At 65.8% G+C, this 14,471-nt stretch carries 11 protein-coding genes and 1 pseudogene; 5 read left to right on the top strand and 7 right to left on the bottom strand.

From position 1 onward, the window contains the following. Positions 1-91: 91 nt before the first annotated feature. The gene (locus AC1DK9_RS00910; RefSeq protein ID WP_476914724.1) at positions 92-1,036 is read left to right on the top strand and encodes a hypothetical protein; all 945 of its coding nucleotides are present in this window, start codon (positions 92-94) and stop codon (positions 1,034-1,036) included. A gap of 77 nt (positions 1,037-1,113) precedes the next feature. Further along, positions 1,114-2,502: an MFS transporter gene (locus tag AC1DK9_RS00905; protein ID WP_476914723.1), complete on the top strand. Its 1,389-nt coding sequence runs from the start codon at positions 1,114-1,116 to the stop codon at positions 2,500-2,502. Here AC1DK9_RS00905 and AC1DK9_RS00900 read toward each other — a convergent pair. The 5 genes from AC1DK9_RS00900 to AC1DK9_RS00880 form a co-directional block, all read right to left on the bottom strand. Beyond that, positions 2,499-2,840 (bottom strand): YciI family protein, encoded by a 342-nt coding sequence (locus tag AC1DK9_RS00900; RefSeq protein WP_476914722.1) that lies wholly within the window; start codon positions 2,838-2,840, stop codon positions 2,499-2,501. The genes AC1DK9_RS00905 and AC1DK9_RS00900 overlap by 4 nt on opposite strands. Positions 2,841-2,928: 88 nt before the next feature. Beyond that, the gene (locus AC1DK9_RS00895) at positions 2,929-4,164 is read right to left on the bottom strand and encodes an RNA polymerase sigma factor (protein ID WP_476914721.1); all 1,236 of its coding nucleotides are present in this window, start codon (positions 4,162-4,164) and stop codon (positions 2,929-2,931) included. Then, the gene (locus tag AC1DK9_RS00890) at positions 4,161-4,484 is read right to left on the bottom strand and encodes a YciI family protein (protein ID WP_476914720.1); all 324 of its coding nucleotides are present in this window, start codon (positions 4,482-4,484) and stop codon (positions 4,161-4,163) included. The genes AC1DK9_RS00895 and AC1DK9_RS00890 overlap by 4 nt, the downstream gene beginning before the upstream one ends. A gap of 133 nt (positions 4,485-4,617) precedes the next feature. Then, positions 4,618-6,618 (bottom strand): vWA domain-containing protein, encoded by a 2,001-nt coding sequence (locus tag AC1DK9_RS00885; protein WP_476914719.1) that lies wholly within the window; start codon positions 6,616-6,618, stop codon positions 4,618-4,620. Positions 6,619-6,643: 25 nt separating this feature from the next. Then, on the bottom strand, positions 6,644-8,032 hold the full coding sequence (locus AC1DK9_RS00880; protein WP_476914718.1) for a sigma 54-interacting transcriptional regulator: 1,389 nt from the start codon (positions 8,030-8,032) through the stop codon (positions 6,644-6,646). A 92-nt stretch (positions 8,033-8,124) separates the two neighbouring features. On the opposite strand from AC1DK9_RS00880, the gene AC1DK9_RS00875 reads away from it, so the two are divergent. The 3 genes from AC1DK9_RS00875 to AC1DK9_RS00865 all read left to right on the top strand — a co-directional run bounded on the left by AC1DK9_RS00875 (position 8,125) and on the right by AC1DK9_RS00865 (position 12,433). Beyond that, a complete protein-coding gene (locus tag AC1DK9_RS00875) occupies positions 8,125-8,793 on the top strand; it encodes an MSMEG_4193 family putative phosphomutase (RefSeq protein ID WP_476862088.1) in 669 nt (222 codons plus the stop codon). A 25-nt stretch (positions 8,794-8,818) separates the two neighbouring features. Beyond that, a complete protein-coding gene (locus tag AC1DK9_RS00870) occupies positions 8,819-9,520 on the top strand; it encodes an SCO1664 family protein (protein WP_476862087.1) in 702 nt (233 codons plus the stop codon). Positions 9,521-10,027: 507 nt separating this feature from the next. Then, entirely contained in the window at positions 10,028-12,433 is a 2,406-nt protein-coding gene (locus AC1DK9_RS00865; protein ID WP_476862086.1) for a P-loop ATPase, Sll1717 family, read from the top strand. A 157-nt stretch (positions 12,434-12,590) separates the two neighbouring features. Here AC1DK9_RS00865 and AC1DK9_RS00860 read toward each other — a convergent pair. Continuing rightward, positions 12,591-13,199 (bottom strand): annotated as a pseudogene (locus AC1DK9_RS00860) (ABC transporter ATP-binding protein); the annotation flags it as partial. A 276-nt stretch (positions 13,200-13,475) separates the two neighbouring features. Further along, positions 13,476-14,435 carry a PfkB family carbohydrate kinase gene (locus AC1DK9_RS00855; protein ID WP_476862085.1) on the bottom strand — a complete coding sequence of 320 codons (960 nt, stop codon included), beginning with the start codon at positions 14,433-14,435 and terminating at the stop codon, positions 13,476-13,478. Positions 14,436-14,471: the final 36 nt, after the last annotated feature.

Raw genomic sequence — 14,471 nt, 5'->3', positions numbered from 1 at the left:
CACCAGACGGGTTAATCCATTCGGTATAGTATCCGGGTGGGCTGGCGCCGTCTGCGCCGGTTCCCCCTGACTCTCACACCAAGGAGCCTCCGTGGGCCAACAAGCGACGGAAACGACTGTCCCCGATAGCCGACGTGGCCGGTCTGCCGCCCGGGACGCATTGTGGAGTGTGCTGATCGGCGTCCTGGCCGGGATTCTCGGGCTGGGCCCCTGGTTGATCACCGGGGCGCAACTCCCCCTGCAGAACATGTGGGCCTCCGGGACTGCACCGGACCAGATGCCTGTGTCACTCCTGCCGCTCAGCCAGTACGAACTGACCACCATCGTGGCCCTCCTTACCGTGGGCGGCGCGGCAGCAGGGCTGGCGGTGCGGCTCTGGTCACCCGCCCGACGGCGGTTGGCGGTGTGGTGTGCGGCGGCCGGCGTCCTTGGCGTCCAGTTCACGGCGACGGTGCAGTCCTTCACAGTGCTCGACGGCGGGCTGGCCGACGGAACGATGGCCCGCCTCTACTTCGCCGGGTTGTTTGCGGGCGTGGTCGCGTCCCTTGCCGCGGCCCTCGTCGCGCTCCTGCTGCTCTCCTCGAAGTCGCGGGCCCTGGTGGCATTGGGTGTCGGACTGATGGCCGTACCGTTTGGATCGTGGCTGATGGAGTGGGTAGTCGGCTTCGTGGGGCCATTCAACATCCCGGCCGTAGTACCGTCACTTGCCCGCTGGGTCCCCGCCATCCTGGTCGGTTGCGCCTTGGCCTGGTGCGGCGTTCGTCCGTGGCCGCGCGCGGCGGTGTGGCTTGCGGACCTGGCCCTGTTGTGGGTGGTTCCCGCCCTGTTCATCTCCGTCAATTACGTTCTGGGAACGCGCGTGGCGGCCGGCGACCTGCAGGAGATGCTGTTGATGAGCAGGCAGATCCTGGCGGCCACCCTCGGACCCGCCGGCGGAGCACTGCCCACGGTCCTGCTGGCCCTGGCCATCGCCCTGGCGGGCCTGGGAGCCCGATCCGCCCTGGCCCGCCGTCGTCCGGCCGTGCCCGCGGAGTGATCCTGCCGTAGCAACCCGTCCTTTTCCATCGGGCTGGGCCATGTTCCTCCCGGTTGGCCGTCAGTAAACTGGGAACCATGACCGAGCAGGAACCGGTCCGCCAGACGGCCGCTGTGGCTGCCGACGCCGTCGACGAGCCCTCGCGGAGCCCGGAGCAGCGCCACCGTACCTTTATCGGGATCCTGGTGAACACCGGCCTCGCCAACATCACCACCAGCTACCTGTGGTTTGCACTGACGTTCTGGGTGTACCTGGGGACRCGGAATGTGATCGCCACCGGCGTCGTCGGCGGCTCGTACATGCTGTTGATCGCCCTTTCCAGCATCAGTTTCGGCACCTACGTCGACCGCTATCGCAAGCTGGCCGTCATGCGTTTTGCGGCCGCCTTTACCCTGGCAATGTTCTTGCTCGCCGGGGCCATGTTCCTGCTGACGCCCGGCGACTCGCTGCTGGATCTGGCGCAACCGTGGTTCTGGGCGTTCATGCTGGTTGTCCTGCTCGGCGCCGTTGTGGAAAACATGCGCAACATCGCCCTCGCGGCGACCGTCACCATCCTCATCGAGCCGGACCGGCGGGCGAACGCCAACGGGCTGGTGGGCATGGTGCAGGGTCTGATGTTCATCGTCACCTCGGTGTTTTCCGGGGTGTCGGTCGGTCTGCTGGGCATGGGCTGGACGATCGTCGTGGCCCTGGCGCTCACCGCGCTGGCGTTCCTGCACGTGCTCACCCTGCGCATGCCCGAGGAGGTCCGCGCAGCCGCCACGGATGCGAAAGGCGGGTTTGACCTGCGGGGATCCCTGGCCGCCGTATGGGCCGTTTCCGGACTGTTCGCCCTGATCCTGTTCTCGACGTTCAACAACTTCATCGGTGGCGTCTACATGGCGTTGATGGATCCCTACGGCCTGGAAATGTTCTCCGTCGAGCTGTGGGGCACCTTCCTGGCGCTTGGTGCCACCGGCTTCATCGTGGGCGGGGCGCTGGTCAACAAGTTCGGGCTCGGGTCCAACCCCTTGCGCACTCTCCTCGTCGCCGTCGTCCTCATGGGGGTTCTGGGCGCGGTGTTCACCCTGCGGGAGTGGCCGTGGCTGTACGTCGCCGGGATCTGGCTGTATCTCGTCCTGGTGCCTGTAGCTGAGGCGGCCGAACAGACTGTCATTCAGCGGGTGGTGCCCCTGCACCGGCAGGGGCGGGTGTTCGGATTCGCCATGGCGTTCGAGTCCGCGGCAGCGCCGATTACCGCCTTCGTCATCGCACCGATCGCCCAGGTATGGATCATCCCGTACGCGCGCTCCGCTGAAGGTGCAGCCCAGCTGGCCCCGCTGCTGGGCGAGGGTACGTCCCGCGGCATCGCCTTGGTGTTCCTGATATCAGGGATCATCCTGATCGCGGCTGCGCTGCTCGCCTTCCTGACCCCGGTCTACCGACGGGTCTCGGCGTCGTATGCGAAGACGGACGCCGGAACCTAGCTAGCGGGGTCGTACCCGAAGGCGCGCACCTCCTGCGCGCAACGGCAGGACGTAGCGAACTTCGCGGCCCACTCCAGGGCCGCCTCATACGAGGGCAGTTCCAGCACCGAGTAGCCGCCTTCAAGCTGCGCCGTCTGCGTGTAGGTGCCCTCGCGCACCGATCCGTCGGCGTCCACCATCACCGGAGGGATGCTCTCGTCGATGCCGCCGCCGAACACCCAGACGCCCGCGTCCTTGGCCTTCTGGACCACGGCGTGCGACGCATCCGAAACGGCCTGCATCTCCTCCTCCGGGACGTCCATGGCGGCACTTGGAAATGAGATCAGGTACTTGGTCATGGCGTCGACTCCTTTGTCGCGGCTCGGGGGATGGCGTACATCCTTGCCGATGCCGCCGCGCCGCGCAAGAGCCCTTTTAGCCATTGGTTCAGGAGGCCAGCTGGCCGCGGCGGCGTTTCAGTGTGGCGGCCTCGGCGGAATTGCCCGCCAGCTCGATCGCCTTGTCGTACGCGAGTCGTGCCTCGGCGCCGCGTCCCAGCCTCCGCAGCAACTCGGCCCGGGTGGCGTAGTAGGCGTGGTAGCCGGCCAGCTCGTTTGCCAGCCGGTCGACGGCGGCCAGGGCCACCCCGGGCCCGTCCATCTCGGCCACCGCCACGGCCCGGTTGAGCGCGATCACCGGCGACGGGTCCAGCCCTGCCAGCCTGTCGTAGAGCGCGACAATCTGCGACCAGTCGGTGTCCCGGACGTCGCGGGCAGAGGTATGCACGGCATTGATGGCGGCCAGGAGCTGGTACGGACCGGGCTGCTGCCCGGAGGCCAGGCGCTCCCACACCATGGCGTGGCCTTCGGCGATCAGCGCCGCATCCCAGCCGCCCCGGTCCTGCTCATCGAGGGTGACGAGCTCACCGGTGGCCGAAATCCGGGCGGCCCGGCGGGCCTCGGTGAGGAGCATCAGGGCCAGCAGCCCGGCCGCCTCGCCGTCGTCGGGCAGGAGGGCGAGGACCAGGCGGGTGAGCCGGATCGCCTCGTCGGTCAGCTCAGCGCGGACAGGGTCGGATTCCGGCCCGGTGGCCAGATAGCCCTCGTTGAAGATCAGGTAGAGCACGGCGAGCACGCCGGAGACGCGCCCCCGGAGGTCCTCCACGGACGGCACCCGGTACGGGATCCGGGCGGCCTTGATCTTGGCCTTTGCCCGGGTGATCCGCTGCGCCATGGCGCTCTCCTGCACCAGGAAGGCCCGCGCGATCTCCGGCACGGTCAGGCCGCCCAGCATGCGCAGGGTCAGCGCCACCCGGGCCGGCATGGCGAGCGCCGGGTGGCAGCAGGTGAAGATCAGGCGCAGCCGGTCGTCGTCGACGGCGCCCAGCGGCTCCGCCGGTTGGTCGTCAAACAGCACCTGGGCCTCCTGGTGCTTGCCGTCGCGCTTGCTCTCGCGCCGGATGCGGTCAATGGCCTTGCGCTTGGCGGTGGTGGTCAGCCAGGCGCCCGGGTTGGCGGGAACACCGTCGGACGGCCAGCGTTCGACGGCGGTGGCAAACGCCTCGGCCGCAGCCTCCTCGGCGAGGTCGAGGTCACCGAACCGGCGGGTCAGGGCGGCCACCATCCGGCCCCACTCCGCGCGGTAGGCCCGGTTGACTGCATCCACGACGTCGGTCCCGCTCACAGGAACGCGCGCACCTCGACCTTGCGGTTGCAGGCCTTGGACCCGTCGGCGGCGAGCCTGAGCGCCGCATCGAGGTGGGGGGCCTCGATGATCCAGAACCCCGCGAGGAACTCCTTCGTCTCCACGAACGGGCCGTCGGTCACCACCGGAGTCGCACCCCGGTTGTCGATCACGGTGGCCGTGTTGGGGAAGCCAAGGCCGCCGGCGAAGACCCAGTGGCCGTCGGCCTGGAGGCGGTCGTTGAATTCGTCGATGGCCGCCATCTCGTCCGACGGGGCGAGCTCAAGCTGGTCATGGATCACGGAAAGCAGATACTGCATCTCGCATCATCTCCTGCGGTTGGGACACCCCTCCTGGGCGGCCGCTCACCATTACTACGAACTACTCTGCCCCGATCCGACAGCAAAGGTGCGGATTTGCCGACGTCGGATCTGCCCGGACCGCTGAGCCCGCCTACCGCGCCCAGTCGTCGTCGCCGAACGCCCGGCCGCGGAAGTGCGCGCGGAGGTACTCGCCGACGACGGCGGCGCCCAGGTGCCCGGTGTCCGGCGCCACCACCCGGCCGTCGACCCGGCGGGCCAGCTTCTGGATGAAGCGTTCCAGCCCGGGATCGCGGCCCAGCCGGAAGAAGGTCGCCTGCACCCCGGCGCGGCCCAGCCGGTCGAGTTCGGCGACGGTGACGCGGATGGTTTCGGCGTCCGGCGGATAGTTGAACCACGAGTCGCCGTCGGCCAGCAGGTGGGCGGTGGGTTCGCCGTCGGTCACCACCAGCAGCACCGGCTGCATGGACGGGTGCTTGCGGAAGAACCTGCCCGCCAGCAGCAGCCCGTGGTGCAGGTTGGTGCCCTGTTCGCGCAGCGCCGGCAGGGCCGTCAGCTCGCCGATGTCCATTGACTGGGCGTACCGGCCGAACGTGATCAGCTGCAGCCGGTCGCCGCGGAACTTGGTCGAGACCAGGTGGTGCAGGGCCAGCGCGGTGCGTTTCATCGGCACCCAGCGCCCCTCCGCGGCCATCGAGAAGGAGACATCCACCAGGAGCGCGACGGCGGCCTGGGTCCGGGCCTCGGTCTCGGTGACCTCGATGTCGTCCACGGCCAGCCGCAGGCCGCGGCGCGGGTCGCCGCCGTCGGCGATGGTGCGGCGGATCGCGTTGGTGACGGTGCGGGTGACGTCCCAGGGCTCGGCGTCGCCGAACTCCCACGGCCGGCTGGAACCGGTCTGCTCCCCCGCGGCGCCGGCCATCCGGGTGTCCCGGCGGCCCTGCCGGCCGAGCTGCTTGGCGGTGTCCCGCAACAGCGAGCGGCCCAGCCGCCGCATGGCCTGCGGCGAGAGCTTCAGGTCCCCGTCGGCGCCGCGCTGCAGGAAGCCGCCGTCGTGCATGGCCTTCTCAATCTCCGCGAGCGTCCGCGCCGAGACGGCCGCGTCCTGCCCCAGCTGGCGGGCCAGGGCCTCCAGGTCCAGGTCATCCAGCCGGGAACCGTTGTAGGACTGGGAGAGCTGCTCGGCGAGTTCGTCCAGTTCGGCGAGGTCCTGCAGCACGCCGGTGCCGTCGCCGAGGCCCAGCCCCTCCTCGCCGTTGAACTGTTCGGAGCCGGACCAGTCCTCGCCGGGGCGCAGGGCCTGCAGGTTGGCGTCGAGTTGGCCCAGCTGTGCCATAAGCTCCGGCGAGCCGAACGCCTGGGCGGAGAGCTGCATCAGTTCCTCGCGCTGCTCGGCAGACATGGAGCGCAGCATCCGCTGGGCGGCGGCCGCGCGCTCGGCGAGCGCGTCGATCAGTTCCTCGACCGACTGCGGGTTCTCCGGGAAAAATTCGCCGTGCTTGGCCATGAAGTCCTGGAAGTCCGCGTCGGTGTCCTCGCCGCGGCGGTGTTTGTCGAGCAGTTCGTTGAGGTCGCCCAGCATCTCCGCGACGGCGGCGCGGTCCTCCTCGGTGGCGCCCTCGAGCGCCTGCTTCATGCCGGCGAAGCGCTGGTCCAGGATCTCGCGGCCCAGCAGGTCCTTGATCTGCTCGTAGGCTTCCCGGGCGGTGCTGGACTGCCAGTCGTAGGAGGCGAGTTCGTTGACCGCCGCGGCCGTGGACTTGGGCAGGTTCTGCAGCTGCAACTCGCGGAAGGCGCGGTCCGTGTCGTCCATCCGGACGTCGCGGGCCAGCTGCTTGCGCTCCTCCAGCACCGCAGTCTCCAGCAGCTTCTGGACCTCGTTGAGCGTGCCGTCCAGCTTGTGCCGGCCCAGCAGGTCCTTGCGCCGTTGCTGCACCCGGCCGGCGAGTTCGTCCAGCCCGTCCCGGTTCCGGCCGCCGCGGCGCAGGTATTCCTGCAGGGCGTGCCGCGGCGAGTAGCCGGCCATGACGTCCTCGGCGACGGCGTCCAGCGCCTCCGCCAGGTCCACCGGCGGCGCGAGCGGATCGGGGCCGCCCGCGTAGCGGCTGTACCGGGAGCGGTGGTGAGCGGTCATGGGCCCTCCTTAGCCGTAACGGCGCCTAACCGTAAACCGTCGCCTCGTCGTCGGAATCCTTGGAGATCCGGCGGGCGAGGTAGAGGCCTTCCAGGGCCAGCTCGACGGCGGCGGCGCGCTGCCCGTCGTTGGTGGCGCCCAGGCGGTCCCCGATGTCGTCGTAGAGGCTCGATCCGTTGAGCGAGGGGAGGCCCTCCAGGAATTCGCGCGCGGTGACCAGTTCCCCGGTGGTGACCGTGGTGTGGCCGTCGAGCGCGGCGACGAGGTCGCCCATGTCGAGGCCGTGGAAGTGCGCCCGGACGGCCTCGGCGGTGGCCATCCGCAGGAGGTGGTCCAGGATGTCCTGCTCCCGCCCTTCCTCACCGGATTCGAACTCGATCTTCCCGGCGAGGACCTCCACCGCGGCGTCGAGGTCGATGATCCGGGCGACGGCCTCGTCCTCGCCGCGCACGCTGGCCCGGCGCAAGGCCGCGGCCGCGACCGTCTCGGCGCCGGCGATCGCGAACCGGGCCGACACGCCGGAGGTCTGGTTGATCGCCGGGGACTGCCGCAGCGCCCGGGTGTAGCGGGCCAGGATCTCCAGGATGACGGGCGGGACGCCGGCCACCAGGTGGCCCTCCTGCCTGATGACGGCCACCTCGTCCTCGAGCTCGATCGGGTAGTGCGTGCGGATCTCGGCGCCGAACCGGTCCCGCAGCGGGGTGATGATCCTGCCGCGATTGGTGTAGTCCTCCGGGTTGGCGGATGCGACCACCAGGACGTCCAGCGGCAGCCGCAGCACGTAGCCGCGGATCTGGATGTCGCGTTCCTCCATGACGTTGAGCATGGAGACCTGGATGCGTTCGGCGAGGTCGGGGAGTTCGTTGATGGCGATGATGCCGCGGTTGGAGCGCGGCACTAGGCCGTAGTGGATGGTTTCCGGGTCGCCCAGGCGGCGGCCCTCGGCCACCCGCATCGGGTCGACGTCGCCGATCAGGTCCGCGACGGAGGTGTCCGGCGTCGCGAGCTTCTCGACGTACCGTTCGGAGCGGTGCCGCCACGCCACCCGCAGCCGGTCACCCTCGGTGAGGGCCAGGGCGCGGGAGTGCTCGGTGATGGGGTCGTAGGGGTGTTCGTTCAGTTCCGAGTCCTCGATCACCGGCGACCACTCGTCCAGCAGCCCGGCCAGGGTGCGCAGCAGCCGGGTCTTGCCCTGCCCGCGTTCGCCGAGCAGGACGACGTCATGCCCGGCCAGCAGGGCGCGTTCGAGCTGGGGCAGGACGGTCCGGCTGAAGCCGTACATCCCGGGCCAGGGGTCGCGGCCGACGGCGAGCGCGGCCAGCAGGTTGTCGCGGATCTCGCGGCGCAGGTCCTTGTGGACGTGCCCGGAGGCGCGCAGTTCACCAACAGTGAAGATTTCGGGGCGATCACTCACTCCTCCACCGTAGACCTGTACCCGGCGGGGAATCGAGGGATTTGGTGAGATTCCTGCGCATGGTGGTTGGTGCGGACGTAGGGTTGTTATCGATGGCTACAGCAACCGAATCAACTCCTCCTCCGTCGCCCGCACGTCCGGCCACCCTCCTGCTGCTGGTGCGCCACGGCCAGACGCCGACGACGGGCTCCGTCCTGCCGGGCCGGGCTCCGGGGCTGCACCTCTCCGACCGCGGTCGGGAGCAGGCCGAGCGGGTCGCGGACCGGCTCGCCGGCCTGCCGGTGGACGCCCTTTATTCCTCCCCGCTGGAGCGCGCCTGCGAGACGGCGGAGCCGACGGCGGCCCGCACCGGTTTGGCGGTGAAGCACGACGACGGGCTGCTGGAGTGTGATTTCGGCGGCTGGACCGGTTCCGCGATCGCCGATCTGGCGGCCCTGCCGGAGTGGCAGACCGTGCAGCACAGTCCGTCCCAGTTCCGCTTCCCGGACGGCGAGAGCTTCCCGGAAATGCAGGCCCGCATCGTGGGGGCGATGGAGGCGCTGTGTGCTGCCCACGCCGGCGGTGTGGTGGTGTGCTTCTCGCACGCCGATCCCATCAAGGCAGCGGTGGCGCACGCCCTGGGCACGCCGCTGGACCTGTTCCAGCGGATCATGATCAGCCCGGGCTCGGTCTCGGCCATCACGTTCGTGGAGGGCCAAGATCCCGCGGTGCACATGGTGAATTCGACGGCGGAACCACTGAGCGGGCTCCGGGCGTCATGAAGCTGCTTCCGAGGCGGGAGGGACCGTGTCCGGCCGGGAACTGACCCTGCTCACCGAGGGCAGCATCGAACTGCTCGGCCTCATCCCGCGCAGCAGCAACCAGACGTTCCTGGTCCAGGTCACCTGCGGCGAGGAGGAGGGCTATGCGGTCTACAAGCCGGAGGCCGGCGAGCGCCCGCTCTCCGATTTCGAGCCCGGGCTCTACAAGCGCGAGCGCGCGGCCTACCTGCTCAGCGAGGCGCTGGGCTGGGGCTTCGTCCCGCCGACCGTGATCCGCGGGGACGCTCCCCTGGGCGTCGGGTCGCTGCAGTGGTTCATCGAGTGCGACTTCGAGCAGCACTACTTCACCCTGTTCGAGGACGCCCCGGAGACACACGCTGAGCTGGCCCGGGTCGCTCTGTTCGACTTCGTCGCCAACAACACCGACCGCAAGAGCGGGCACGTGCTGCGCGGCGACGACGGCAGGATCTGGGGTATCGACCACGGCCTCTGCTTCTCGGCAGCCTTCAAACTGCGCACGGTGATCTGGGACTTCGCCGGGGAACCGATCCCCGATGCCCTGCTTGCGGACATCGCCCCGCTCGCCGAGGCCGTGCCTGCCGAACTGGCGGATCTGCTCGACGACGACGAGGTCACCGCCCTGCAGCGCCGCGTCCATCGAATGCTGCTCGCGGGAGCGCTGCCGGTGGACCGGACGGGCATGCGGTACCCGTGGCCGCTGGTTTAAGGGCTTTCAGGCCCCACGCCCCGGAGCGTCAGAAACCTATTGACTGAACCTCGTTGAGACCGCAACCTTTGACGTGGCTCGCATCTAGGCCCTTGGCCGAGCATGGGTTCAGCCCCTCGAAGACCGCTCGCAGTCCTCTTGATCAACAACGACCGTTTTGGGTCAGTATTTGCCGGCAGTGGACGGCCATATTCATATGGCGGTGGGTGAGTCGTGGTTTGAGACCATTCGGGGCAAGGCAAAAATGACACTTTTTCTCCTAAGTGTCGAAGACTTCGCAAACACCTCTCGGACTGCTGCATGGTCAATAACCACAACGGAATCGGTTGCGAACAGGATGCGATGCTGGCTCCCGTTTGGAGAAGTCGCTAGCGTCTCTTGTATCGCCAACCTCGCGGGCACTGACTATGCGCTGGTTGAGAGCTCATGTGCACCCAATGAGAAGAAACAGAACGCCGCATCCGAATGCACCCGTGCTATTCACGCAAAGCATGAGATTCTGGTGCCATGGAACCCGAAGGCATATTTTTCGCATACGCAGGCTATCCGCCTCTCCGAGCAGAGACTCTACGAGATGCCGTAACCTCACTCAATGAGCGCGGACTGATAGCCCGGGGCTGGGAAAGTTTGGCAATTGAGGGCCAACTGCTCATTGCCACAATATGCGAGGCGATTGACAGCTCCTCGGCTGTCGTAGCAGACGTTAGTACCATGAACAGCAATGTGCTTTTTGAAGCGGGCTACGCTTTGGGTAAAAACAAGGTTCTCTGGCTGGTCCTGGATGAAACCGATGAAGGTGCATTGCGGGTGTGGAATGACCTTTCGCTTCTCTCCACGGTTGGGCGGTTCGGTTACAACGGCAACTCGGAGGAGTTGAGTGCTCGAATATTCACCGAGCGACCGGACATGGATGAGCCAAAGCTCTTCGACACCTTGCTTGCCGGGGCCAGCGCACGTGAACCGAGCGCTATCTTTGCCCCATCCCTTCCTATCAAGACCAATGCGGCAACATCCCTGAGCAAAATGCTCGAACGAGATACCACGCTCAAGGTCCTGGGAGCGAGCGACGACTTGGGGCTCGCTCCGTTGCAGTTCTACGTCCGGGAAATCTACCGCTCATCGGCCGCCATCTTTCATCTACTCCCGCCAACCCGTGTACGGGCCAGCCAACACAATGCTAGGGCTAGCTTCTTGGCCGGCGTGGCCTACGGTTTAGACTTGCCGCTGCTCATGGTCGTTGAGAGCGGATTCGTGGCACCTCTGGATTATAAAGATCTTCTTTTTGCCTACCCGACCTCCGCCTCGCTCCAAGAGCATGTCCGGAATTGGCTTGCCAACCTGCCGAAACCAAACGGGTCTAATAAACGCCTCGGTCGCTTGGCGCTGGATATTGAACTCCCCATCCGGTCTTTTGGACAGTACGTCGCTGAGTATGAGGCAGATGATCTAAACGACTACTTCATCGAGACCAGTGAGTTCAGGGCCATACTGGACGGCAAAGCGAAAGTTTTTGTTGGCCGCAAGGGCACCGGAAAATCTGCCACGATGACTCAGGCGGTTGCCGAACTCCAGAAGGATCGTCGTAACCTCGTCGTGCCGATCAAGCCGTCCTCGTACGAGCTGACAGGGCTCTTGGAACTTTTGCAGAGACTCAGGACCACTTCGTCGTCCGACTATTTGGTCTCAAACCTATGGACCTTTCTGATTTACTCCGAGATTGCCATTCATGCCGTTCGAGCCGCACGTCTCAAACCCGCAGGAGTAGCTGAGGGGACCCCAATGCGCACTCTGGAAATTGAGCTCGAAAACCTTGGTATTAACGTGGACAGCGATTTGGCGGATCGTTTGGAAGAAGTAGTGGCAAACCTCCTCGCCCAAAGATTGGACCCGTCGGAGGATGAAAAGCAGTTCATTGCGAACGGGCTACGAGTTCATGCGCTCAACAACCTAAAGAGGTCACTTCGCGCCGCACTGCACGAGTTCGGAAGAGTGGCGGTGCTAATTGACAACCTCGACAAGGCTTGGGAGACCGGGGCCGACTACAAGCTCATGTCCAAGTTCCTACTTACCCTCTTGACTAGCAGCGGCAAGATGGAAAAGGATTTTTCCCGGAGCGACCGAGACAATGCCCCGGTCAATTTGACGTTGAGTGTTTTTCTCCGGACGGACATTTTCGATGTCATGTCCAACTTCGCCAGGGAACCCGACAAGATCGGCCAGCTGTCAGTCCATTGGGAGGATCCTGAGCTTCTCGCCCGCATCCTTGAGGAAAGATACGGCGCCAAGAAGGTGAAAAACAAACGTCACACCGGCGACCAGCTATGGAACGATGTCTTCGTCCCGGATGTAAAAGGCACACCGACTCGGGACTACATGCTGTGGCGCACGCTGCCGCGACCACGGGACTTGATCTACTTTGCCAACGCGGCTCTCACCACTGCCATTAACAGGAAACACGAATCAATCCAGGAAGCCGATATAGTGCTGGCGGAGAGTCAGTACTCGAAGTTCGCCATAGAAGCCCTCCTCGTGGAAAGCGAAGCGGAGAGTTTTGATCTTGAAGAGATACTCTACGAGTTTGCGGGAATGGATTCAACACTGAATGAAGCAGAACTTGGTGAGGCGCTCGCGGGAGCGGACAACGCTGACGAGGTTAAATCGTGGCTGATAAAAACCTCTTTCCTGGGAATCGAGATAGCCGATGGCGATTTCGTCTACGTCGAAGGTGAAACAGCGGCCAGAAGAAAGCTGAAGGTGGCCGAGAGGCTCTCAAAGCGATCGAGCCGGCCCGTTCAGTTTAGAATCCATCCTGCTTTCCGCCACTACTTGGATGTCCGTGACGACGACCTGCATGCCCAGGAATTAGTCGATGAGACGTTAAACTGGGACACCGCGGCCATGACGCACTCATAGCAGGGTTGGTGACCATCTATGACCCGGCTGTGCCCAGCGTAGGACTGCCGAGCATGCCCCTCGATGGATAGCTGCGAATTTGGATGCCTTGGCCTCAACGGCGATTGAAATCGGACGCCCAGCCACTTCTCCGCCCTAACCACAGTCCCGTCGCGCCTCAGACCTCCGCAACCGGAGCCGCGAACTGGGCCTCGTACAGCCGTGCATACGCCCCGCCTGCCTCCAGCAGTGAGGCGTGCGTCCCCTGTTCCACGATCTGGCCGGCCTCCATCACCAGGATGAGGTCGGCGTCGCGGATGGTGGAGAGGCGATGGGCGATGACGAACGAGGTCCGGTCGGAGCGCAGCGCGCTCATGGCTTTCTGCACCAGCACCTCGGTGCGGGTATCCACCGAGGATGTCGCCTCGTCCAGGATCAGCACCGACGGCCGGGCCAGGAACGCGCGGGCGATGGTCAGCAGCTGCTTCTCCCCCGCCGAGACGTTGCCGCCTTCGTCGTCGAGCACGGTGTCGTAGCCCTGCGGGAGGGACTTCACGAAGCGGTCCACGTAGGTCGCCTTCGCCGCCTCGAGGATCTCCGCCTCCGAGGCGCCGGGCCGGCCGTAGGCGATGTTGTCCCGGATGGTCCCGCCGAACAGCCAGGTGTCCTGCAGCACCATGCCCATCCGCGAGCGCAGCTCGTGCCGCGACATCAGCGCCACGTCCACCCCGTCCAGCGTGATCCGCCCGGCGTCGAGCTCGTAGAAGCGCATCATCAGGTTCACCAGCCCTGGACTTGTCTGCTCGTCACGGCGCCGCGGACCACGTAGGCCAGGATCTTCCGCGGCAGTCGCTCGGACGGACGCTGGAGCGTGGCGGGCTCGAAAGCTGAGCCGGGACGGTATCCGGGGCTTGGCAATTCCCGCTCAGGTGATTCAGGCGACTGTGACAGGCTTGGAGGGCGGCTATTTTCTGGTCCCACTTCGTGACTCGCCGGGCAGTTATGACGGCCATAGCAGGGACCTTCGTGTCAATTAGTTCCGCAGCCCACGGGCGGAGACGGTCTAGGCGAAAGTATTAGGCGCGAAAGTAGGTGCTTCCATTGCTGATCTCAGTTCGGCAAGGGTCGGCGGGTTTGCTCCGGCCCGTCGAACGGTGATGGCCGCCGCCGCAGCTGCCGTGCGTCCCAGTTGCTCCAACACCCCGGGGGCGAAGCCGTCGGTTCGGCGAGTGAGGAGACACAGGATCAGTGCAGCCATGTAGGAGTCCCCGGCGCCTATGGTGTCCGCAACGTTGGCTTTGACAGCGGGGATAGTGATGCTTGCGGCACAGGAGGTGAATTGGGAGCCTTCAGCTCCCTTAGTTATCGCTACCAGTCCGGTGCCCAGTCGGAGGATATGGCCTGCGACTTCCTCGAGTGTTTTCCCGGGGTAGAGCCAATGGGCGTCCTCGTCGCTGAGTTTCACAACATCGGTCAGGGAGACGAGTTCTTCGAAGGTCGCTTTGGCTTCGGCATGACTGCCAAGCAGGGATGGCCTGATGTTGGGATCGTAGGTGATGGTGGAATGCTTGTGGGCTTGTTCCAGCAGGGCTTTGACGGCCGTGGCGCCAGGGTCCAGGAACGTGGCTATGGAACCTGTGTGGAGGATTTTGGGGAAGTAGGCTGGCGCTTTTGGGGGCAGGTCCCAGTAGATGTCGAAGTCGTAGGCGGCGGAACCGTCAGGCCCAAGGGTTGCTGTGGCCGTCGCTGTACGGGCGAGGGATTTTGACCCGGGCAGGAGCGTTACTCCTGCCCGGCGGAGGTGGTCTTCTATCGACGTTCCCCGTGCATCGGGCGCGATGGCCGTGAGCAGGCCTGTGGAGACGCCGAGGAGCCCGAGGCCGTAGGCGACGTTGGCCGGCGATCCACCGGGATGCTCTACCTGGCTACTCGGGGTGGTGACCACGTCGATCAGCGCTTCTCCGACAACGACCACGTCGAGGGGTTGTTGGGCATAATGCAGTGCTGCTTTGAGGTTATCCATGTTTGTCTCTCGGGCAAGTGATAGTACGGGAGCGTC

Source organism: Arthrobacter sp. 01T414, from assembly GCF_056398965.1.
The sequence above is the reverse complement of the archived record's forward strand: the minus strand, read 5'-3'. Positions and strand labels throughout refer to the sequence as shown.